The sequence below is a fragment of the Labrenzia sp. 5N genome (assembly GCF_012395805.1).
Classification (GTDB): Bacteria; Pseudomonadota; Alphaproteobacteria; order Rhizobiales; family Stappiaceae; genus Roseibium; species Roseibium algicola.
Window position 1 is genome coordinate 14,555 of sequence record NZ_JAAZTM010000015.1, and the last position, 22,212, is coordinate 36,766.

Consider the following 22,212-nt stretch of genomic DNA (forward strand, 5'->3'; position numbering starts at 1 on the left):
ACTTGCTGTTTTCCCTGCCGATGTGCGGGTCGGTTATCCGAACATGCTGTTTGGCAAAAGCAATGCAATCTGCGGAAAGCAAACGATCAGCAACAGGCAGAGGATCATCGCCAGCAGAAAGGGAGCAACGCCCTTGAAGATCGTTGCCATGGGCACATCCCGGGCAACACTGCGGATGACGAAGACGTTGAGGCCCACTGGCGGCGTGATCATGCCCATCTCTATGACGATCACTGCGACAACGCCGAACCAGATCGGATCGAAGCCCTGCTGCAGCACGATGGGAAAGAAGATCGGCAGCGTGATCACCAGCATGGCAAGGCCGTCCAGGAACATGCCGAGCACCACGTAGCACATCAGGATCAGAAACAGCGTTCCATAGGGACCAAAGCCGAGCACGGTCAGGAGATCGGAGAAGGCGACCGGCAATTTGGTGACGGCGAGCAGTGGATTGAGCACATTGGCGCCGATGACGATCATGTAGAGCATCGCCGAGGTCTGTACGGTTTCCAGGACTGCGCCTGTGAATGTCTTGAGCGTAAGCGCCCCTGTGGCAAGGGCGATCAGGATTACGAGCCCGGCGCCGATGGCTGAGGCTTCTACGGGGGTGAAAACCCCGGCATAGATTCCACCAATGGAGAGCACCATGACAGCGATCAGCGGCAGCGCAGCAATGAGAATGCGCAAGCGGTCGGAAAAGGCCATCGGATCGCCCGGGCGGCCTGCCTTCGGCTTTCTCAGCACAGTCAGCCAGATGGCCGCCATGAATAGAGCGGTCATCAGGAGGCCCGGCAGAATGCCTGCCATGAAGAGGCGGCCGATCGATTCCTCCGTCAGGATGGCATAGAGCACGAAGCCAGTAGAGGGCGGGATGAGGAAACCGAGCGTGCCACCGGCAGCAATCGAACCGGTGGAGAGACCGTCTGCATAGCCAAGGCGGCGCATTTCCGGCAGGGCGACTTTACCGATAGTGACAGCGGTCGCCACCGACGAGCCGCTGACTGCGGAAAAGGCTGCGCAGCCGAGCACGGAGGCAGACGCGAGCCCACCACGGAACCGGCCGACCCAGGCATAGGCGGCATCGTAAAGCCCGCGACTGAAGCCCGCCGCGGAAGCCACATTGCCTAGGAGGACGAACATTGGCACCACTATCAATGAATAGTTGGTGACCGAGGAGTAGGTCTCTGTGACCAGAACGGCGCCGGCGGTGCGAAACCCTTCCTGAAGGGCCATCCCGAAATAGCCGACAATCAGCATGGCAAACGCAACCGGCGTGCGGAAGATCATCAGGCCGAAAAGGGCGACGAAGGCTAGGACACCAAGCGTCAGATCCGTCATTTCATTTCCTCACCCGTCATCAGAATGACGACGATCTGGAGAACCATCACGAAAACACAGAGGCCCATGCCTGCGACCATCATCCCGTAGAAGGGCCAGATCGGCAGGGAGAGCATGTTGGTGACATCCTCGAACTCGCGCGCATCAAGCAGTTTCAGCCAGGAGCGGTAGACCAGTACGGAGAGCACGAAGGTGCTGACACATCTTGAGAAGAGGTCGCCGGAGAAACGGCCTGCACGTCCGATGGCACTGTCGAAGACATCCGCACGCACATGCCCGTTGCGATCCGTGCACCAGGGTAGCGCCAGCATGACGATGGCGACTGCAACCAGTTGCACGATCTCGTTGATGCCGAGGATCGGGCTCTGAGCCACGTAGCGCAGCAATACCGCCACGAAGACAAGACCGACCAGGAAGAGCAGGAACAGACCGGCGAGCGCAGCGAGGGCCAGAGTGGCCCGGTCGACAAGTGCCGGCCAGGCCTTTTTGGAAATGGGAGACATTGCCGTTACTGCGCCTGCAGTGCGGAGACGACATCACCGGCGGCAATACCGCTGGCGGTGGCTTCTTCGATAGCCTTGGCACGAGCCTCGTCGGCGAGCGCGTTGAAGGCAGCAGCCTCTTCGTCGGACAGGCGAATGACCTGCTTGCCATCCATCTCGGCAAAGGCGTCGATGCCCTTGTGAGCCGCGGCCAGCTGTACCGCGTTCGCGGTCACGGAAATCTCCTTGCCGATCTCCTCGACAGCCGCCTTCTGTTCATCGTTCAGGGAGGCGAAACTGTCGCGGTTCATGACGATGAAGAAGGGGGAAATGGTCGTATCGAAGCCAACAGTGAGATACTTGGAGACTTCCCCAAGCTTGAAGGCCTTGGTGCCGGTCCCGTCAATGAGTGCTCCATCGATAACCCCCGTCTGCAGCGCATTGTAGATCTCCGGAACCGGCATCGAGACAGGCGTTGCACCCCAGGCCTCGACCAGCAGACCCGCGTTGCGTGAAGGCACACGGATCTTCAGACCCTTGACATCGTCTGGTGTGCGCACCGGCTTTTCGCGGGTGTAGAGCACGTTGTCGGCATTGGACCAGAGGCTGACGAGAACGGCGCGTTTGAATTCGGGCTTGAAGAGAGCGATGTTCTTCCAGATGACTTCCGTGCCGGTCTCTTCGTCGATGACGCCGGGAAGTTCGGTCAGCAGCGTCACCGGGAACTGGGAGGCGGTATAGCCAGGCAGGCCGACCGCAAAATCCGCTACACCGTCCACGGCGCGGGAGAATTGCTCAACCGGACCCGGACCGAGTTCACCACCAGCATAGATGTGAACGGTGATCTCGTTGTTGGTGGCGGCAGCCAGCTTCTCGGCAAAGGGCTCGAAGGCGCCTGCCTGGTAGGGGTTGGCCGGCGGCATGAAATTGGCGAATTTCAGCTCGCTCGCCTGGGCGGCGTTTGCAAAAAGGCCGAGTGCCAGCGCAGCCCCGGTAAGTGCCTTGGATATTTTCATGGACGGATCCTCCCGTTGAGCGTTGCCGGAACCGCAAGGGGTTCCGGATCGCTCTTTCCTTCTCACCGGAGAGGTTGGTGCACCATTTGAAAGCAATCCCGCCGCCATCAGTTTTTGCTATAGTTGAAAGATAATGCCGCTAGCTTCGATAGAGTTTCGCCTTTGTTTTCAGTGGTCGTAGCGATGAAGCAGCGCCAGGAGCGCTTTCTGGCTGGCCGTCGGCTCCCAGCCCGTGCGAGTGGTGATGCCGATGGGACGGGAAGTGTCCGGCAGTCGAAACGGCAAGGCGACGATGCGGCCCGCCGCGATTTCGCGGCCTGCCTGGAGGCTGGAGACACAGGCAAGATGATCGCTCAACGCCAGCAACTCCCTGGCAAAGATCATCGAGCCGCTTTCCACGACACTTTCCGGCAACTGGCCGCCATTCTCCTTGAACAGGCGATCGAAGTGGCCGCGGGTCGGCGTGCCTCGGGCGGCAACGACCCAGGGCCAGGACCTGAGGTCGTCAACGATAAGGCCCCTTCTGCCGGCCAGCGGATGATCCTTGCGAGCCATCACCGTCAGACTGTCATTGAAGAGCGCGCTTTGTTCGACGTCTTCGATCGGCAGCGGATTGCGCAGGGCGCCGACGAGAAAATCGACAGCACCGCACCGCAATTCCCGGATCAGCTCATCATAGGGCCCGTCCAGGACTTGCAGCTCGATCCGCGGCCAGTCCTTTCGGAAGGCGGCTACCACCGATGGCAGGATATAAGCACGTGACAAGGGCATGGCGCCGATGACTATACGCCCGCTTTCCCGACCCTTCAGTTCCGACATTTCCATCGCGGCCTGGGCGAGCTCAGCGAACATCAGATCGGCTGCGCGGGCGAGGCTCTGTCCTGAACGGCTCGGCACGATTCCGTTCGATGTGCGCTCCAGAAGCGGTTTCAGAGCCTCCTTCTCAAGCTGACTGACAGCCCGGTGCACAGTCGGCTGGGCAATGCCGAGCCGTCGCGCGGCAAGGGTAAAGTTGGCGCAATCGCAAACGGCGACGAAGGCACGGAGTTGGGCAGCGGTGGCAGTTACCTGCAAACGGGGAGCGGTCGCCAGAAAACTGGCGTCGATGAGGCCAAGCGCCCGCTCAACTCGGCGTCCGAACACCTTGCCGACCTGGGAGACGAAGACGCCATGAGCCGACCGCTGAAAGAGTGCCGTTTCCAGCAGGTCCTCCAGCTTGTTGATGGCCTGAGTTACCGCCGGTTGCGACAGGCGGCATTCCTCCGCTGCCTTCGTGATGGATGAGTTGCGCGATGCGGACAGAAAAACGCGCAGATGACGGAGATTGAATTCCAACGTTTTCTCCTGTCGGCGTCTCGCGGGCATCTTTGTTACGCACTGTGTAAGCGCAACGATCCTGCCTCATAGACTGCCAGCAGAGAAGCTTTGACGGAAGACCTTATAGCCAAAACTTATGAGGCGTTGCGTCCCTTTGAATTGGCCTTCTGCGGGAAGAGACGGGAATATCCGGCCAAGTAACAATTACAGGGAAACCGGATATGCCAGCTTCCAAGACTGCACTTGTCATCAGCGCCCATGCAGCCGACTTCGTCTGGCGCTGTGGCGGCGCCATCGCGCTGCATGGCGAGCTCGGCTACGACGTCACCGTCCTCTGCCTGTCATTCGGCGAGCGCGGAGAAAGCGCAAAGCTCTGGAAGCAGGAAGGAATGACACTCGATCGCGTCAAGGGCGTGCGCCGCAAGGAGGCGGAAACCGCAGCCGAAAAACTCGGCGTGCATGATCTCGTCTGCCTTGATCTAGGTGATTACCCGCTCGAACTGACACGGGAAGACAAGGCCTGCGTTGTCGATGTCATCCGCAAGGTTCAACCGAGCTTCATGCTGAGCCACTCGCAATATGACCCCTACAACACCGATCACATGTACGCGACCCAGGTCGCACTTGAATGCCGGATGATCGCACAGGCCTGGGGCCACAACCCGGGTGAAAAAGTGCTCGGTGCGCCGCAGCTTTACCTCTTTGAACCGCACCAGACGGAGCAGATGGGCTGGAAGCCGGACACGTTCCTGGACATCACATCCGTCTGGGAAAAGAAGCGCGCGGCCATCGAAAGCATGGCTGGCCAGGAACATCTCTGGGACTATTACACCCGCGTCGCGGTCAACCGAGCCAACCATTTCAAACGCAATTCCGGCGGCCAGTCAGGTGGCCGGGACTGCAAATATGCGGAAGGCTTTCAGTCGATCTTTCCGCGCACCGTAGACGAACTCTGAGGTCTCCAATGCCGGATCATTGCCATGATGTCGCCCATCTGGGCCATGTCGAGATGTACACCGACCGCTACGAGGAAAGCCTAGCCTTCTTCACCGATGTCTACGGCCTGACGCTTTCCGGTGAGGACGAGACATCCGCTTACTTGAGGGCCTGGGACGACTACGAATTCCATTCGCTGAAGCTGTCGCGTCACTCGACTACGGGCATCGGTCACGTGGCTTATCGTACTGCCTCACCGGAGGCGCTCAACCGGCGTGTCCGTGCTATCGAGGGCTCCGGTTACAAGGTGCACGGCTGGGTGTCCGGTGATCTTGGCCACGGCCGCGCTTTTCGCTTCGAGGATCCGTTTGGCCACGTGTTCGAAATCTACTACGAAACCAAATGGTTCAAGCCACAACAGGATACAGAGAAGGCGGCACTCAAGAACACTGCCTCCGCCTTTACCGGCGCAGCGCCGCGACGGCTTGATCACCTCAACCTGCTGTCCGAAGACGTCAGCGAGTTCCGCCAGTTCATGGAAACCTGCCTTGGCAGCCGGGTGACGGAATATATCCAGCTCGACAATGGCCGGATCGGCGGCGGCTGGTTCACGGTCAACAACAAGACTTACGACCTTGCTTGCACGGAAGAACATGGCGGCGGTGCCGGGCGGCTGCATCACGTTACATATGCGACCGACCAACGCGAAGACATTCTGCGGGCCGCCGATATCTTCCTTCAGAACGGCGTTCATATCGAAACCGGGCCGCACAAACATGCGATCCAGGGCACCTTCTTCCTCTATGTCTGGGAACCGGCCGGCAATCGGGTCGAGCTTGCCAATGCTGGCGCTCGGCTGATCCTCGCACCCGACTGGGAACCGGTCTGCTGGACAGAGGCGGACCGTAAAAAAGGACAGGCTTGGGGTCTGAAGACCATCGAAACCTTCCACACCCACGGCACACCGCCGACCAGGAAATAGGATTTCGTCATGGGTATCGTCCGAACCAATATCCAACGTGCCGACGGCGCGGTGATCAAGGCTCTCGGCGCGGCAGGCGTTGCGACCGTGCACGAGGCCCAGGGACGCATCGGCTGTCTTGCCAGTTATATGCGCCCCATTTACCGGGGTGCCCGCATCGCAGGCTCTGCCGTTACCATTTCCGCGCCTCCGGGCGACAACTGGATGCTGCACGTCGCCATCGAACAGCTGAGCGAGGGTGACATCCTGGTGCTGGCTCCAACCAGTCCTTGCGATAACGGCTATTTCGGTGATCTCCTGGCAACCTCGGCCATGGCACGGGGCTGCCGAGGGCTGGTGATCGATGCCGGCGTACGCGATGTAGCCGATCTGGCGGAGATGGGCTTTCCCGTCTGGTCGAAGTCGATCTCGGCGCAAGGAACGGTCAAGGAAACTCTAGGTTCAGTGAACGTGCCCATCGTTTGTGCCGGACAGGCGATCGATGCCGGCGATGTCATCGTCGCCGATGAGGACGGCGTCTGTGTTGTGCGCCGAGAGGACTCGGAAATCGTTCTCGCCGCCGCCGAAAAGCGTCTTGCAGCCGAAGAAGCCAAGCGAAAACGGCTTGCGGCGGGGGAACTTGGGCTCGATATCTATGACATGCGACCACGGCTTGCAGAGAAGGGCCTGAAATATGTCTGAAGCTTTCGAAATCGACGGCATCCCCTGTCTCTGGATGCGTGGGGGCACTTCGAAGGGGGCCTTTTTTCTGGCGTCCGACCTGCCCTCCGACCCTCAGGAACGCGATGCACTTCTGCTTCGTATCATGGGTTCGCCCGACCCGGTCCAGATCGACGGCATAGGCGGTGCCGATCCGCTGACCTCGAAGGCGGCCATTGTCAGTGCGCCGACACGCGATGATGCGGATGTTGACTATCTGTTTCTACAGGTTTTCGTCGACCGGGCGGTCGTCACCGATGCGCAAGCTTGCGGAAACATACTGGCAGCCGTTGCCCCCTTCGCGATCGAACGTGGCTTGGTAAAGGCGAAAGACGGTGAGACGCCGGTCCGTATCCATATGGTGAATTCTGGCGAGACGGCGGTTGCCCGAGTGACAACGCCTGGCGGCCGCGTCAGCTATGCGGGGTCAACGTCGATTGCCGGTGTCCCCGGCCATCACGCGCCGGTACCAATGTTTTTCCAGAACATTGCCGGCGCCATGTGCGGCGCTCTGCTGCCGACAGGAAACGAGACCGACACTATCGATGGGGTCGAAGTCACGCTGATCGACAACGGCATGCCTTGCGTAATCCTCCGCGCCTCCGATTTCGGCCTGACGGGAACTGAAAGCCGTGAGGATATCGACGGCAACGAGGTGCTGAAGGCCCGCATCGAGGCAATCCGCCTGAAGGCCGGACTCTTGATGAACCTCGGCGATGTCACCGATAAATCCGTGCCGAAAATGACTTTGGTCTCACCTCCGATGGGGGGAGGGACGATCTCGACCCGCAGCCTCATTCCTCATCGATGCCATGCCTCCATCGGCGTTTTTGGTGCCGTAACGGCTGCCACTGCCTGCACGCTTGCAACCGGCCCGGCCGCAGACTGTGCCAGGCTGCCGAACGACGGCGTTTTCAAGGTTGAGCATCCGAGCGGAGCCGCGGAAGTGCTGATCGAACAGAATGCCTCCGGTGGCGTCACCGGAGCCGGCGTCATGCGAACCGCGAGAAAGCTCTTTGACGGTCGCGTGTTTCCTGCTTGCAAGGCTAAGTCACTGGTGTGAAAAGAAAAATAGTTCTGGGAAACGGTTAAATTTGAAGATGTAGAAACACAGGCTTCACTGCACCGGGTCCGATCGCAGGCATTTCGCTATCGGTCCCCACGTTGAACTCAAGTGTTCTCCAGATGACCAACGGTGGTCAAAGGAGAATGGAAATGGGTACTGCACAATTTGATCCGAATGCAATGGGGTGCTCAGCTTGGAATGCCGGTCGAAGGGTCGGCGTCTCAAGCCGTTGAAACAACGCCAGATCTGGGCAATCCGCTTCTTTCTCGATCGGGAGGGATGCCTGAGAGATCGTGCATTGTTTGATCTTGCGACCGGCAACATGCGCGCAATCGCAAACCTTCGGCATGATCTTTAGATCTGCCGTTCATTGTGTGACTCATAAAAGTCCGTATGGGCGGGAAGCGGTCGTTCGCTGCGGCCGAAACGAACGATCAAAATGGGGCCGGGAACGGACCGGCGGCTTTGGCCACTTGGATTCGCGAAAGCTGTCGTTCGGCGTGACCGATTCCAGCCCGGAGCCGTTATTTGCAATCCGCTGCTCTGCAAACTTTCATCGGACTATGACGTTGCCGCTTAAAAAAAAGAAGCATCCAGCCGCTCAACAATCCAGAAAGCGGCGAGAGTTCCTATTCCATAGGCAGCGCCGATGGATGCGGACTGCGGCACGTTGACCAGTCTCCGTAACGCTCCCACCATCGCCAGGACCGCCGCGATGAAGGCAAGTTGCCCGAGCTCCACACCGACATTGAAGAAAAGCAGAGCGAGTGGTAGGTCGCGGTGGGGCAGTCCGATCTCCTCCAGCGCCCCGGCGAACCCGAAGCCATGCAACAGGCCGAAAGCGAAGGCGACGATCCACGGCCAGCGAACAGTAAGGCTGTCGCAGCCTCGCTGCAGGTGAACTGCCTCGACGGCCACCAGCAGAATGCTGAGTGCGATCAGGATCTCGACCGGAGGCGGAGGCAGCGAAACATAGCCGAATGTGGCCAGCGCCAGGGTGATGGAATGGGCGACCGTAAAGGCGGTGACCGTCTTTACAAGCATAGGCCAGCCGCGCACAACCAACATCAGGGCTGCAACGAAGGCCAGGTGATCCAAGCCTTCGAGAATGTGCTCCACGCCGAGCCATGTGTATGTCTGCATCACGGTCCAGGGCGAGGCTTTCTCGGGTAAGGTGACACTGTTCTCACGCGGTCGCAGCAGAAAACTGTTCTGCGTTCCGTCAATGAGTGTGACGTTGACCAGTGTGTCTATGGTGGTGCGGTCGAGATTTTCGATGCGCAGCGTGGTACCGGGTAGTCCGGTCGCACCGGTCAGGGAGTAGCGGAAAATCACGAAGCCATCGACTATGGTTTCTCCTGGCCTCTGGGTCAGGGTTAAGCGCGGGTCGAAGGCTGGGCGGATGTCCTGCACCATGCCACCGCGGGTCGGTACCTTCCACAGCATCTCGTAGCGCTCCGGTGCAATCTCATCGATCTGCAAGAAGGCCGGGCGAATTTCGTGGGCGGCCACCTGGCACGACGTCAAAAGGCAGAGAGCTAGAGCGGCAAAGAGGCGCAGGATCATGGCCGGACATACTCCTGCCGCACTGTGTCGGGTACACCCTCGGCCTCAATACGCACTTCGTAGCGGTCGAGAAGCTCGCGGAACATGGATTCCTGTGTATCTAGCACGGTGTAGTATTCATACTGCCGTGCGACGAACTCGCGGATCTCCTCGAAGGGGGCGAGCTTTTCAGGCTGGCTGTCCGTGATCATCACCAAGTGCAGGCCCAGCCCCGAGCGTACCGGTCCGGACCAGTTTCCGACTGGCAGTTCGGACAGTGATGCAGCGAACCCTCCGCCGAAGGCGTTTTCCACCACCTGTGCTGGCGTCAGGTCCCAGTCCAGCGGAACAGACAGTTTGTTCCGCCTGTTCTCTGGCACAGCGCCGCCCTTGCGCAGCGAGGCAAGTGTAGCCTCCAGCACCGTCTCCTCCGCCTCGGCTGGCAGATACAGAACCTGGCGGAAAGCAAAGGCCTGCGGCTGGGTGAAGAGGTCGGGTCGTTCGGCGTAGAAGGCACGTAGCTGGTCTTCGGTCGGCGGCCGCGTGAGCCTGCCGAGATCACTGGCCACGGCCTCCATCTTCTGGGCCAGTCGCGTACGTATTATCTGGTCGTCATGGTCGAGCCCCAGGCGCAGCGCCTCTCGGTAGAACACTTCCTGTCTCAGGTGCCGGTCAACAATTGCCGCCACGTCCTGTGGTGAGAAGGCTCACGCTTCCACTGTGCTTTCCAGAGCGTTTCCAGGTAGTCCATTTGCGTCTGGTCGAGGATAATCACCTCATCACCCGGCTCCGCTTTTTGCTGCGGGACCAACCACGACCATGCTGCAAACAGTAGCCCGCCGAGCACCACGAAATGGACGAGTGGCTCCCTTGCGATCAGTCTCAGCATTCGCCCACTCAGTTCACCTCATACCAGATCGGCGAGGCCCAGGCCCTTTCGACAATTTCACGCTTCACATCCTCGGGGTAGCTGACCCCTTCACGCAATTCGTCATAGAGTGTCCAGCGTGCCGTCGGTAATTGCAGGACGCGGGCGTAGTAAAAAGCCTCGATCTCCGGGTTCCAGTCCGGGTCGGTCCAGACCGCCATCAGTTCCGGATCCCCCTTCGCGGTATCAAACTCCCCGGTTTCCATGTTAATTGGCGCATTGATCGGAACGACGCTTCCATCTGCCCGTAACCGGTCGCCCGAAGCCACGACGTCGTAAACCTTGTCCTTCATCTCACCGTTCTCATACCAGCCCTTGATGATTTGGATGCGGTCGAGGTTTGGCCCGATCGGATCCTTCATCGCCCAGACCAGGAATTGAGGAGCCTCTCTTCCGGTATAGTCGCCCCCCATCGGCACTCCCTTTTCGTAACCGTCAGCGACCATCGCGTCATGGCTGTCGTAGTTCTCGGCAAAGCCTTGGCCGGCAAAGACGCGTACCTTCATGCGCGGCCCGGAGGTGGCGAAGGTCTCCTTGGCCATCATCGAATCCCAGATGGCGCTACGGGTGTTGGATTCCGCCCAGACTGCGGTCAGCGCACCGGGGTTCGAATCCGAAATCAACATCTCGCCTTCCAAAACCGACACTGCTCGCACATCAGCCGTCTTATCGGCGTAGCCGTGGCTTCCCACCGAGTAATTGTCCTCCTCGACATTGCTGGGAGTGCCGTTGTGGCTGTCGGTGCCGCCCACAAAGCCGTATTTAAACGGATTCACACCTATATCGGCGTTGTACTTGATGCCGCGCCCGAGCCCGTAACGGACGAAGTTCTCCTTCAGGAAACCGCGGCCGCTGAAGCGCTGGATCGAGACCGCGTTTTCGAAATCGGCGAACTCGTCACTGGGCCAGAAATTAGGCACCACTTCGGAATTGCCCTTGACCTGCATCATCTCGACCAGCGGCTCCATGCTGGCGCTGGTCGTGGCATAATCCGTGCCAATTGGCACGCCTGAAAGCGTCGCCTCGGCAAAATGAAGTCCCTTGGATTCATTCGAGTTGTGTGGAATGGCGAAGACCCGCTTGCCGTCATCGCGCTGCGTCTGCATCCAGGCCCAGAGTTCCTCGGGATCGTCGCCTTCATTGGCCGAAAATGGAAGGTCCGGCACGTTGGCATCTCGGAAGAAGACGTTGCGGTGCTGGTTCGATCCACCCGGTGCCGAAGTCCATTCATAGGCGTGGATCGTGGTGAAGACACCCGGTTCATAGTGCTTTTCGGTGGCTTCGAAATTCTTCTGCCAGGTTGACTTGATCGCCTCCTCGCCTTGGAAGAATTGCGGGTGAGGATCGCCGCCCCCGGCCAGTGGTACCAGAACATATTGATTATAGAGCTCAAGCGCCGTCTTCAAATCTGGCGCCTCACGGAAAGCCACCGCGACCTCGTTGTCATAACCCGGCGCACCTTCGTTCATCAAGCTGAAGGCTTCGCCCATGAACTCAGAGTGATCGGTGACTGCCACCCAGTCGAGAGGACGCTTGATCTTGTGCAAGCTGCCATTGACCATCATTTCTTCACCCTTGGCGAAACGATAGGCATCGTCTGGTGTCAGGCGATTTCCGGCGATGAAGGCATCCATCGACACGCCGGTATGGACGTGCTGTTCGCCATAATAGGCCTCCTTCAGCGGATTGACCGGTGCGTTCGCTTCCGATGTCTGGGCCATGGCGCTTTGTGCGGTCACCGTCGAGGCAAAGCCGATGCAGAGAATGCGGAAATAAGGCAAGTATTTCATGGCCGGACATCCTGACTTGGAGAGTGAGACGGTCGAACGGATCTGCGAGCGGCGGTCTACGGGAACAACTTCAGCGTCGTAAGAGAAGCCCATACAATCCCTTCAATGAAACACTCATTACGCAGCGGATTCAAGTGTTGGCCTCACTCGCGGCGCAACGAACGGCAGCTTTGCAGATCAGACCTATACCCACGGAACGGCCGGAGTGGGAACGCGAAGCCGCCATTAAACCAATAGGTGTTGATCGGCAACTCCTGGCCGAGAGGAGGCAGTCTGGTTTTGGCTGTCGATTGACGAAACTTGCCATTCGCCTAGCGCCGATCAGGCGGGGGTAGAGCAAGAGCTGTTTCCGTCGATACGCGAAACTCAAACGAAACATGAACATTTGTCGCTGACAGCCCGTACTACGGAGTTTCGGAACTGTTAATCGTCAACGCAGTAGCGAATACACATTTTGATACCCCGACCCAGTCCTTCTCGCCGATGGTCACGCTTACCCTTTCACGCTAGCTCAGGGGACCGTAACAAAGAGATTTCAGCTTTTTCCGCGCTGACCAACATGCATCAGTTTCGATCGACGCGATTCATGCAACAATCTCAAGCTTTCATCGAATGCTTGGCCCAGTGTCTCTCGCTGCTCATGGTTCTGTGGCCCTGACCGCTTAACAACATGGACAAGTGTCGAATGATAGCTTTTCCGAGATGAAGAAGATCGAGCCAGAGAAGGAGAAGGGTCATGATCAACGAATTTCACCTTCAAACTTGGCGCACCCGAAAGCCACCAACTTTTTCAGAACATCGTTTCGCGGTCGGACAATTTGTCAGAATGAGGAACGACCCGCCAATGGTTTCCACGAGTCGAGGCGGATCCTTCCACATTACCGCGTTGATGCCCCGCACCGGTGACATACCGCAATACCGGACCCGCAATGATCTGGAGTTGCACGAATGTATGGTCATCCGGGACGAGCTCGAACCCGTGGGAATTTCCGAAACAACCCAGGACAACGCGCTACTAATCACGAAAACGTCTGACCTTAGATAAGGGTTTGCGCACTGCAAGGCAGAAAGCCCAGGACCCAGCCAGTTTTAGCGGTGCGTGAATGTCTACACAGGAGACTGACAATGTCGGAAATCAAGTTGACAAAAGTTGAAGTAAGGCCCGGCGGCCAACTTCTGTATTATGTCCGAGTAAACACGGCGTTGGGAAAGGTTGAATTGCCTATTGCCATCACTGAACAAGGATCTAATGCCTTGAACGAAACGAAAGTTCTTCAGTCTTCGCTCGCGCTTGCGGAAGAATTAGAAGTCACAATCAAGTTTCAACTCGAAACGCAACTATAATCAATTCACGAAATTTGCGGTCTCTGCCATGACGGAGTGGTGAAAAAGGGCTTGATCTCACTTGCAAATAAATACGGCAAATTAGAAGTGTTTGCATAATCTGACCCACCAGGCAGCCAGGAACCGACCTTTCAATGTGCCTGTGGGAACCGCCCGCCGCCTGGAATTGTCTAAGTTCGTTTTTGTCATTTGATCCAGAGCGTCATTCGAATTCATTCCCCGCATCAAGTCTCCACCGATCGTTGCAGGAACGCCACTAAAGACATGATAGATCGTCCAAGAGCCATCTGCTTCGATCCGTTTTCCATACTCACTATGCATTGAGTCTTGTCTGGGGGCACCGCCCTCATCGTCCCAGACTGCATGCGCCCGAACCATGAAATCAAAGGGATCCGGCAAACGGGTTCGCACCAGTTTCGGGCTTGCTGCGGGAGGTGCACCGTCAGGTACCGGCCAGCAACTGCCATATGGTGCGACACCAGGCACTGTGATGAGCGTTTCTTCGTCCTGAGAGGCTTTTTGATATCTCCGCAGAACGAATTTACGGGGAACAGGATGGGAGTCTCGCCTTTGTGAACGGGTGCGCCGGTTTCTGATTTCGTTCCGCATTTAATCGTTCTCTCAAATGGCGCCACCCTCAGGAGGGATCGTATCCGTTCACAAACAAGCACGCGGCAGCCGTGCACACGACTGGTGAAACTGGCACTGTCCGCTTTATAAATTCAAACACGTAGGATTTGGATGGTAGGCTGAAACCGGGTTTATGCCAGCGGCTAAAGTCTTTGGTTTGGGGCAGCCTCTGCAGATGCATATAACACTGTGATTGCGGTTTAACGGTGACTGATAGATGAGCTGGCGTGCGAATGTTCAGTATCTGTTTTCAGCAGCGAATTGCAGTTCCCGTTGGTCAGGATTTTGCGTATCGTTGGGTCTAGTGCAGCAGCTAGTATTCAGTTGCGATCGGTTCATCGAATGCGTGTGGTCGCCTGATTCAAGAATTCGACGTTGAGGTCTGGCGGATGGTCGCCCGAGTTTGATGCGCTGGAGTGCATCCCTTCAAGGAACTTGAAGAGATCGCTGTCTGTCGACAAGACAAGGGTCGTTCCAGTGGAGATCATGTCCTTGTAGGCCTGCATGGTGCGCGTGAACTCGTAGAATTCCACGGCTTGCGCGGTGGTGTTGTAAGCCCGGGCGTAAATTTCGGCAGCGGCGGCATCGGCCACTCCGCGGATTTCCTCCACCTCACGATAGGCCTCGGACTGAATCTTGTTCAGATCTCGCACACGATTGCCACGAATACGTGCGGCCTCGCCATTGCCTTCGGACAGGAAGCGTTCGGCGATTTGCCGCCGCTCCGAGACCATCCGGTCGTAGATCTTAGGGCGGACGCTTTCGTTGTAGTTGATGCGCTTGAACCGGATGTCGAGCAGTGCAATGCCGAAAACGCGGACCTTCTCGGCGGCAGCTTGGAAAATTTCCTGCTCCACAAGTGCCCGGCCCTTTTGAATGGGGACTAGGGATCCGATGTCCTGTGCCAGTTCCTCATCTGTGAGGAGAGAATCCCTTAAGGGGGTGCGCCCTCTTGTCGTCCGGATGATCTCGATCAGCTCGTGCTTGGCAACCGCGTTACGTGTTTCGCTGCCAAGGATGTCGTCGAGCCGCGATTGAGCGCTTCGCTCGTCACGCAGACGAAGAAAGTACTGCAAGGGATCCGTGATCTTCCAACGGGCAAACAGGTCGACGGAAATATACAGCTTGTCTTTTGTCGGCATATCCGAGGGATTGCCGTCCCACTCCAGAACCCGACGGTCGATCCTGTTGACCTCCTGGATGAATGGCAGTTTCAATTTGAGACCCGATGTCGTGACCGGCGCGCCAACGGGCTTGCCGAACTGGGTGATGATCGCCTGTTCGACTTCGCTGATCGTGTAGACGGCGGTGGAAGCGGACACAACCGCAACTGCGGCAATCCCCGAAAGAATGCCCCATACGACTTTCATGGCTTGATTTCCCTTTGGCGATCGAGATTGAGTAGCGGCAGGATGCTGCCGGTTGATCCGTCAACGATGATTTTCGACCCTATACCGGGCATCACATCCTGAAGGGTTTCGATGTAGATCCGCCGCCGGGTCACATCCGGTGCTTTCAGATATTCCGTCAGGAGCGCGGTGAAGCGGGCGGCGTCACCTTCGGCCTCGTTGATCCGTTTCAGCCGATAGCCGTCGGCTTCGCGGATACGCTGGTCCTTTTCGCCTTCGGCTAGCGGGATGATCTTGTTGTATTCCCGGCGGGCTTCGTTGATCAGGCGCTCCTTTTCCTGTTGGGCCTGATTGACCTCGTTGAACGAGGCCTGAACGGGTTCAGGTGGGTTGATATTCTTGAGCTGCACCTGATCGATGCTGATACCCATGGCGTATTTTGTGGCCAGGGCTTGCATCTTTAGCAGCGCTTCACTTTCGATTTCCTGCCGGCCAATCGTGATGACCTCGTCGACAGTGCGGTCACCGACGACCTCACGCATTACGGATTCCGAGACGTAGCGAAGCGTGGCGGCCGGTTCGCGCACCTCGAACAGAAATTTGACCGGATCGGAGATACGGTACTGAACGACCCATTCGACAAGGGCGGCGTTCAGATCACCGGTCACCATTTCGGTTTCACGGCGTCCGTCGGTCGGGCTCTGGTAGGGATCGTTGCCACCTGGTGTGGTGAAACCGAATTCCTGTTTCAGTTGGCGCTTTACCGGTACGATCGTGGCGGTGTCGATGCCCATCGGTAACTTGAAATGCAGTCCAGGTGGCACTTCAGCAACAAACTTGCCGAAACGCTGAATCACCGCGACGGAATCACTGGGCACAGTGTAGTAGGAAGACCAGATCCCTAATGCGGTGACGGCAATCGCGCCAGCGATGAGCAGTCCGCGCAACGATGGTGGGCCTTGCGGTAACATTCCGCCAAATTGCCGCCGCCCCTGTCGCAGAAAGGCATCTATGTCCGCTGACCGGTCTTCTGGACCTGTTCCCCACGGCCCTGAGTTGGGAGGACCAGTGTTATCAGAGTTCATAGCTATTCCTCTCCGGAAGAGCCATGAGCTTGGGCGGAGGCCTTCCCAGCTTGAGTTTGAGGGATATTCCGCATCTGGTTATCAGGCCAGATTGCAAAATGGTCCGGTTGTGAATACAGGCCGTCCGCAGAGATACCTCACGAGGGGCTGCTTTCAACTGGTCTTGTGCGTACCAACCGGCATGCCTTGGTTTTCCGCCGTATGGATAGAGAATGTACTCTCCCATCGATTTCGCATCTTTCGGCGGAAGAAGCCCTGATGTCTCAAGTCTTGTTTCACGTAGTACGCAACAGTGTCCGCTAATTCTGACTCGAGATAAGGAAGTGTCTCATCAGGCATGATTACTACCCCGGTTGCAGGCATTTGAACGAGTTTTCGTCAAGATAAGTCAGGCTCAAGTGCCGCAAGGCAGGCTTGGGCCAAATCCCGATCCGCGGTGTCGGATCCAGGTATCGTCGCCCATCCAGTTCCCATCAGGGCGTTTCTGCGCTGGTATGCTGAAGTTTCGCGAATTTCGCCAGCTTTGCCGCGCGCTCCGTGTCGGTGCGGGACAAGTCGACGCAAACCGGGACAAGCGCCGCAATCACTTTGTCATGTGAAAGCGCATTCGCCATCTTCGCCGCACTTCCGCCAGTCACCCAGCCGCCCCACGAAAACCCGAGCGTGCTAGCGGCAGCCGCGCCGATCACAACGCCGAGCGCGACAGGTTTTAGCCATTCGGGTGTATTCATTACAAGTTCTCCGGCGGACAAAGCGCCGCCTCGTTGTTTAGTCCGTCATCGTTGGCGGCCCGGTCTCGGTTGAGCACCGCTTCCAGGTCCTTTCCGGAGATTTCCCGCATCACAGTCTTGCCCTTGTCGGCAACGATCAGATACGTTGCCGTCTTTCGGTATCCGAGGAAATTCATATCCCGAAGAAGTTCTTCTTCGACAAGAATTTCATAATCTCCGGCAGGCAGTACTTCCGATTGCCCCTTCAAAGTGAACGGATGGAAGAACTTCACTGTCGACCTGGTGGAGCGGGTGTTCATGGTTATGTCCGCCGCGTCTGTTGATTGGCTTTCAAGCAAGTCTCCGAAGTTATCTTGGGCGAATAATTTTCTCTGAAGCTAGAATGTTTAAGCAACTATAGATAAACCCTAACGATCGTGTACTGATCGAAGTTAGTCTCAATCAGAAATCTTGGTCCAAACTTCGAATTTTCTTAAAATATTTTCGCCAAAGGTCTGTGTCAGGGGAACATCGGCTGCATCCCGCCCGCGACCAATCAGAAATCGTGCGATGCGGCGTTGATTGTTGCGCGGATCGAAGACCCACCATCGATTGGCCAGGAAGACTTCCATCCAGGCTGCGAAGTCACCTGGAGGATGCGGTTCCGGCTCGCCGATATCACTCAGATATCCCGTGCAATAGCGGGCCGGGATGTTCATGCAGCGGCAGAAACTGATCGCAAGGTGGGCGAAGTCACGGCAGACACCTCGTCCTTCAGCTAGTGTCTGGGTCGCTGTGCGGGTCGCTCTCGCATGCTCATAGCTGAAGACCACATGTTGGTGCACGTAGTCACAAATGGCCTGTACCCTGGCCCAGCCAGTCTTTGAATTTCCAAACAGCCGCCAAGCTTCTTCCGACAAGAGATCCGTGTCGCAATACCGGCTTCCTAAAAGAAACACAAACGTATCGGACGGGAGGTCTTCCACGGCATGCTGATAGGCATCAGAAAAAACCGGATCCTTATTGCCGCTGTCCAGGAAGATGCCATGTGTCGCCAATGTGAAGGTGCCCGGAGATGTCGTCAGCCTGGAACACCAATTCCCGAAGGAATCCCGATAGCTCTCGATCGGTACGCACGGAGACGTCGTCAAATAATCCAGTCGCTCGAGGTCACGATATCGTGCGCTATCGACATTAAGCATTGCAATTAGCGGAGTGGATTTCGGAAACTCGAACTCAAGACGGCATCCCAGACTGATCCGGAGATCTGCTTTTCTTTTCCGATCTAAATGCCCCAAACGGACAAGCGATGGACGGCCCTGTTTCATTTGAGTGAATACCTGGCCAGCGCCGCGGCTGTCTTGGCGTGTTCAAATTGATGATAGTTGCCTAAGAAGGCGCCATCTACCGTTACCTCCCATATTCCATTTTTTTCTCTGACCTGGACGCGGTCCGGTTTCCCCTCCGGCGGAAGCATGTCCATGGTAGCAAGCACCCGTTTTATCACCGGTCGCTTGGCAACCGTTTTAGATTTTGAAACGTTCGATGTTGTATCTGCGCATGATTCCTCAAGGTTCATTACCGCCCGTATGAATTCTTCAGCATAGTCGTCAACGTCTCTGTAGTCCTGTTCCCGGCGTGCCATCAACATGGTGTCGACAAAGCGTGTCTTGAGATGCTCGACAAACCGCGGCTCCGAATGGGACATGTATGCGATGAGAGATTGCAGAATTCTCTCATGCGCTAGAACCCTCCTCTCCAGATCTGTGGAATCTGGCTTGGGGCAATCTCTCTTTGATTGTGTTTCCATAGCCAAATTACTCCCTCGCAAAATGCGCATGGATCGTTCAAAGCCCGGGATCACACGCTTTGGCATGCAGACGGATACCGGTAGCCGGCATTTTCAAAGCCGGGTTCACTAGAAAGACTGTCCCGAGATGTTTTCTCTTGAAGAGCCGGCCATCGCAGGTCCCCTTGTGCAAGGGAAACGCCGCTTCGCTATTTTCTGTCTTTGTCGAAGCTTTGAAACGACTACCCAGGAATTGATCGAGACTCCGACCGTGTTGCTGATCTTACATGCTGCCCTGGGTGCGCATCCTGATCGAGGTTAGTCCTCGGTGTTATTTCGTTCCGTTGCAGTCAAGATCATGACCTACGAACATACTGTCTCGCGAACAGCTTCTATCTTGCGACCCTCAAGCATAAGTAGAATGTGGACAAGCGCGCCAGCGCTTGTAACTTCTTGTTCTTTCCGGTCGCATTTCGAAGAAACGAAGTTGTCTGAAAATCGCGTAGGCGCGAGCGAGGGGCCTATGTCAGCAATGGCCCGGTCTGGTCGAGATATTCGGGATCGAACTCTGCAATTTTGACCAGGCGGTCACGATCGTCGAATATCACCTTGCCGTTTCGAAACGTGACTAACCCGTTTTCACGCAGTTGCCGCAAAACGCGGTTGACGTGCACGGCGCTCAATCCAAGTGCATCGGCGAGGTGATACTGTGTCAGCGGACAGTCATAGCCGGTTTGGCTACCCATGCCGACCAGCGCCAGCCTGGAACCAAGTTCGAGCAGAAAATGGGCCATACGGACGTCGGCATCGCGGCGGCCCAGGTTTACGAGATGTTCGACGACCATCGCCTCGTCCCGGGACGCTGCCCACAGAATGGCAGTCGCCAGGCGGGTAGTTTGTGCGAAGGCTGCAAGCAGATCATCGGACGGAACTTCAGCTGCTTGAATATCGGTGACAGGTTCGAAGCTGTGGTCCGAGGTGCGCAATAAAACACTTCGCAATCCCAGGAAATCCCCCGGGATTTGGAAATCGATGATCTGCCGTGAACCGTCCGGCTGGAGCTTGTAGGAGCAAACCCAACCTTCGGAAAGAATATAGGCGGCCTGTTCCGACTGTCCCTGTTGAACGAGATCACGCCCTGCAACGAATGAGCGGCGGCGCCGGTGCAGATGATGCAATACTTCAAGTTCGTTCGTGGACAAGGCCACGAAGCTTGAAAGCTTGCGGGCAAGCGGACTTTTCTCGATAGGTTTCAAAGGCGTTTCTCCCAGGCAACAATCCATTATCCGAAATGTCTGGGCCAACACTGCTTTCGATCAGTCCAGCATACTGATTTTCTGTCAGTATGGTGAAGTTTATCGGACTGGCACCCGACTTTGGGCTCTAATTCTTGAAAGGGGTAGCCAAGATGCCTGATCAGAACGAATATTCCGGACTGGCGGCGCTCTCGATCTGCGAAGCGCTTTTGCTCGCATTGAACGACCATAAAATTCTTCCCGAGCACGAGATCGTGGGGGTATTGCGCGACGCCGCCACAACACACGAAAATGCAATCGGTCCCCAAACCGACATGGAAATGCACCGGGGGGTCGCGGACCTGATCAAACGGATCATTGCGGGAGGAAACTCGGTTCGGCGGCCACAGTCCGATTGATCCTTGTGGAAAGCAATTTTGGTTCTATTCCCTCAATCAGGGTTCAATCCACTCCGCAGTAAATCGGTGCCACATTTGCCATGACTGTCCAGAACAACACAAATCTGCCACACGAAATTGCCGACAGGTTCACTAAACCCGTCGCGAGGTTTCTCAAGATCGAATCCGCGGCTGGCGGACTGTTGCTCGTGGCTGTGTTGGTGGCTCTTTTGCTGGCCAATTCAAACTGGGCATCGACCTTCCTTGCATTCTGGGAGACACCGGTTGGTCTGAATTTCGGGCCGTTGGACTTCACCCGCTCGTTGCGGCACTGGATCAACGACGGGTTGATGACATTCTTTTTCTTCGTGATATCTCTCGAACTCAAGCGGGAACTTGTCCTGGGCGAATTGAGGAAACCGAGACAAGCGGCTCTGCCCCTAGCAGCAGCTCTCGGCGGGATGGTCGTTCCAGTCGCAATCTATTTGGTTTTAATCGCAGGACAGTCCGGGACGCATGGTTGGGGAACAGTCATGGCGACAGACACGGCGTTGGCGATCGGGTGTCTTGCGCTCTTCGGACAGCGAATTCCCACCGTACTTCGGTTGTTCTTGTTGTCGCTGGCGATTTTCGACGATGTGGGCGCAATATTGGTGGTGGCTGTCTTTTACGGTGAGCCGTTGAACTGGGCCGCCACCGGGCTTGCAATTCTCGGCCTTGGATTGGTCGCGGGATTTGCACGACTCGGAGTAAGGAGCATTCCAGTATATTTTTTGATTGGCGGCGCCATCTGGTTGTGCATCGACGCATCGGGTATCCATGCGACGATTGCCGGGGTTGTTCTCGGTTTGATGACACCGACACAAGTCTGGGTGAGCGATACACGTCTGCGTGCAATCCTCGGACGGGTGCTTGCTTATCCGGGAGGAGAGCACTGGAGCGGTGACACCCCGGACCGCCGTGATCTTCGCGAGGCCGGGCGGGCGGTTTCAGAGTCTCTTTCCCCGGTCGAGCGGCTCGAATTGACGCTGCATCCTTGGGTGGGGTTTGTCGTGATGCCGCTTTTCGCTTTCGCGAATGCGGGCGTAACGATCGAATTGAGCGACGTCAGTCAGAAGGTTTCCATCGCCATTGTCGCCGGACTTGTGTTTGGCAAGCCACTCGGTGTTCTCGCGTTCAGCTGGGGAGCCGTCCGTCTGGGCCTGGCAACCAGGCCCCCTCATTTGTCATGGCCATTCTTGACAGCCGGAGCCTTTCTTGCGGGCATCGGCTTCACTATGTCGCTGTTTATCGCGAACCTGGCTTTTGATCCTGATCTACTAGGAGCCGCAAAGCTTGGAATTCTTATGGGATCCGCAGTCTCAGCAGTAATTGGTTTGCTTGCGCTCTTGTGGCTGGTGACGCGCCCTGACTTCCACAGAAGCGGGTCAACCGGGGAAGTTTGAATAGTTGGCACGGTCGCGCATACGGTTGACTATGCAGCTCAGGGAATTCGGTTCTTTCTCAAGAAAGCCAACGGTGCGGTATCTGACGGAATAGCGTCGCGTGATAACCACTTGCAGCAGAACTGCTG

Annotated in this window: 22 protein-coding genes; 7 read left to right on the forward strand and 15 right to left on the reverse strand. The window is 56.9% G+C overall.

What is annotated here, in order from left to right:
* Positions 1-33 precede the first annotated feature (33 nt).
* The 4 genes from HEP89_RS15545 to HEP89_RS15560 form a co-directional block, all read right to left on the reverse strand.
* Entirely contained in the window at positions 34-1,338 is a 1,305-nt protein-coding gene (locus HEP89_RS15545) for a TRAP transporter large permease (RefSeq protein WP_168692451.1), read from the reverse strand.
* Positions 1,335-1,841, reverse strand: a complete 507-nt coding sequence (locus HEP89_RS15550; RefSeq protein ID WP_062487862.1) for a TRAP transporter small permease — start codon at positions 1,839-1,841, stop codon at positions 1,335-1,337. The genes HEP89_RS15545 and HEP89_RS15550 overlap by 4 nt, the downstream gene beginning before the upstream one ends.
* A 5-nt stretch (positions 1,842-1,846) precedes the next feature.
* Positions 1,847-2,836: a TRAP transporter substrate-binding protein gene (locus tag HEP89_RS15555; protein WP_168692452.1), complete on the reverse strand. Its 990-nt coding sequence runs from the start codon at positions 2,834-2,836 to the stop codon at positions 1,847-1,849.
* Between the two features lie 168 nt (positions 2,837-3,004).
* Positions 3,005-4,171, reverse strand: a complete 1,167-nt coding sequence (locus tag HEP89_RS15560) for a LysR family transcriptional regulator (protein ID WP_197923232.1) — start codon at positions 4,169-4,171, stop codon at positions 3,005-3,007.
* 203 nt (positions 4,172-4,374) lie between these two features.
* Here HEP89_RS15560 and HEP89_RS15565 point away from each other — a divergent pair, with 203 nt between their 5' ends.
* The 4 genes from HEP89_RS15565 to HEP89_RS15580 are packed head-to-tail and all read left to right on the forward strand — an operon-like array spanning position 4,375 to position 7,833.
* Entirely contained in the window at positions 4,375-5,109 is a 735-nt protein-coding gene (locus HEP89_RS15565) for a PIG-L deacetylase family protein (protein ID WP_077292241.1), read from the forward strand.
* 8 nt (positions 5,110-5,117) lie between these two features.
* Positions 5,118-6,071 (forward strand): VOC family protein, encoded by a 954-nt coding sequence (locus HEP89_RS15570; RefSeq protein WP_168692454.1) that lies wholly within the window; start codon positions 5,118-5,120, stop codon positions 6,069-6,071.
* 9 nt (positions 6,072-6,080) lie between these two features.
* Positions 6,081-6,752, forward strand: coding sequence for a 4-carboxy-4-hydroxy-2-oxoadipate aldolase/oxaloacetate decarboxylase (locus tag HEP89_RS15575; protein ID WP_062487870.1), 672 nt, complete (start codon positions 6,081-6,083; stop codon positions 6,750-6,752).
* A complete protein-coding gene (locus HEP89_RS15580; RefSeq protein ID WP_168692455.1) occupies positions 6,745-7,833 on the forward strand; it encodes a 4-oxalomesaconate tautomerase in 1,089 nt (362 codons plus the stop codon). The genes HEP89_RS15575 and HEP89_RS15580 overlap by 8 nt, the downstream gene beginning before the upstream one ends.
* Positions 7,834-8,412: 579 nt before the next feature.
* Here the strand turns inward: HEP89_RS15580 and HEP89_RS15590 are convergent.
* Genes HEP89_RS15590 through HEP89_RS15605 form a run of 4 tightly spaced genes read right to left on the reverse strand, consistent with a single transcriptional unit; the run spans position 8,413 to position 12,192 of the window.
* Positions 8,413-9,402 carry a HupE/UreJ family protein gene (locus HEP89_RS15590; RefSeq protein WP_197923233.1) on the reverse strand — a complete coding sequence of 330 codons (990 nt, stop codon included), beginning with the start codon at positions 9,400-9,402 and terminating at the stop codon, positions 8,413-8,415.
* A complete protein-coding gene (locus tag HEP89_RS15595) occupies positions 9,399-10,034 on the reverse strand; it encodes a peptidylprolyl isomerase (RefSeq protein WP_168692456.1) in 636 nt (211 codons plus the stop codon). Before HEP89_RS15595 ends, HEP89_RS15590 begins: the two co-directional genes overlap by 4 nt.
* Before the next feature lie 8 nt (positions 10,035-10,042).
* Positions 10,043-10,270 carry a hypothetical protein gene (locus HEP89_RS15600; protein WP_168692457.1) on the reverse strand — a complete coding sequence of 76 codons (228 nt, stop codon included), beginning with the start codon at positions 10,268-10,270 and terminating at the stop codon, positions 10,043-10,045.
* An 8-nt stretch (positions 10,271-10,278) separates the two neighbouring features.
* Positions 10,279-12,192, reverse strand: a complete 1,914-nt coding sequence (locus HEP89_RS15605; RefSeq protein ID WP_077292245.1) for a DUF3604 domain-containing protein — start codon at positions 12,190-12,192, stop codon at positions 10,279-10,281.
* A gap of 1,032 nt (positions 12,193-13,224) precedes the next feature.
* On the opposite strand from HEP89_RS15605, the gene HEP89_RS15610 reads away from it, so the two are divergent.
* Positions 13,225-13,443, forward strand: coding sequence for a hypothetical protein (locus tag HEP89_RS15610; protein WP_062487893.1), 219 nt, complete (start codon positions 13,225-13,227; stop codon positions 13,441-13,443).
* Between the two features lie 965 nt (positions 13,444-14,408).
* Here HEP89_RS15610 and hflC read toward each other — a convergent pair.
* The 7 genes from hflC to HEP89_RS15645 all read right to left on the reverse strand — a co-directional run bounded on the left by hflC (position 14,409) and on the right by HEP89_RS15645 (position 20,262).
* Complete coding sequence (gene hflC, locus HEP89_RS15615) at positions 14,409-15,443, reverse strand: protease modulator HflC (protein ID WP_062487895.1); 1,035 nt, start codon at positions 15,441-15,443, stop codon at positions 14,409-14,411.
* Complete coding sequence (gene hflK, locus HEP89_RS15620; RefSeq protein ID WP_208997671.1) at positions 15,440-16,369, reverse strand: FtsH protease activity modulator HflK; 930 nt, start codon at positions 16,367-16,369, stop codon at positions 15,440-15,442. Before hflK ends, hflC begins: the two co-directional genes overlap by 4 nt.
* Before the next feature lie 611 nt (positions 16,370-16,980).
* Complete coding sequence (locus tag HEP89_RS15625; protein WP_208993486.1) at positions 16,981-17,238, reverse strand: hypothetical protein; 258 nt, start codon at positions 17,236-17,238, stop codon at positions 16,981-16,983.
* On the reverse strand, positions 17,238-17,537 hold the full coding sequence (locus tag HEP89_RS15630) for a hypothetical protein (RefSeq protein ID WP_062487898.1): 300 nt from the start codon (positions 17,535-17,537) through the stop codon (positions 17,238-17,240). The genes HEP89_RS15625 and HEP89_RS15630 overlap by 1 nt, the downstream gene beginning before the upstream one ends.
* Positions 17,538-17,675: 138 nt before the next feature.
* Complete coding sequence (locus HEP89_RS15635) at positions 17,676-18,545, reverse strand: transglutaminase family protein (protein WP_077292250.1); 870 nt, start codon at positions 18,543-18,545, stop codon at positions 17,676-17,678.
* Positions 18,542-19,027, reverse strand: coding sequence for a hypothetical protein (locus HEP89_RS15640; protein WP_077293495.1), 486 nt, complete (start codon positions 19,025-19,027; stop codon positions 18,542-18,544). The genes HEP89_RS15635 and HEP89_RS15640 overlap by 4 nt, the downstream gene beginning before the upstream one ends.
* A gap of 500 nt (positions 19,028-19,527) precedes the next feature.
* Positions 19,528-20,262, reverse strand: coding sequence for a Crp/Fnr family transcriptional regulator (locus tag HEP89_RS15645; protein WP_228148031.1), 735 nt, complete (start codon positions 20,260-20,262; stop codon positions 19,528-19,530).
* Between the two features lie 152 nt (positions 20,263-20,414).
* Between HEP89_RS15645 and HEP89_RS15650 the strand changes: the two genes are divergently transcribed.
* Together HEP89_RS15650 and nhaA are read left to right on the forward strand one after the other, a co-directional pair.
* On the forward strand, positions 20,415-20,660 hold the full coding sequence (locus HEP89_RS15650; RefSeq protein WP_062487904.1) for a hypothetical protein: 246 nt from the start codon (positions 20,415-20,417) through the stop codon (positions 20,658-20,660).
* Between the two features lie 80 nt (positions 20,661-20,740).
* Entirely contained in the window at positions 20,741-22,084 is a 1,344-nt protein-coding gene (gene nhaA / locus HEP89_RS15655; RefSeq protein WP_168692458.1) for a Na+/H+ antiporter NhaA, read from the forward strand.
* The last annotated feature ends 128 nt before the right edge of the window (positions 22,085-22,212 follow it).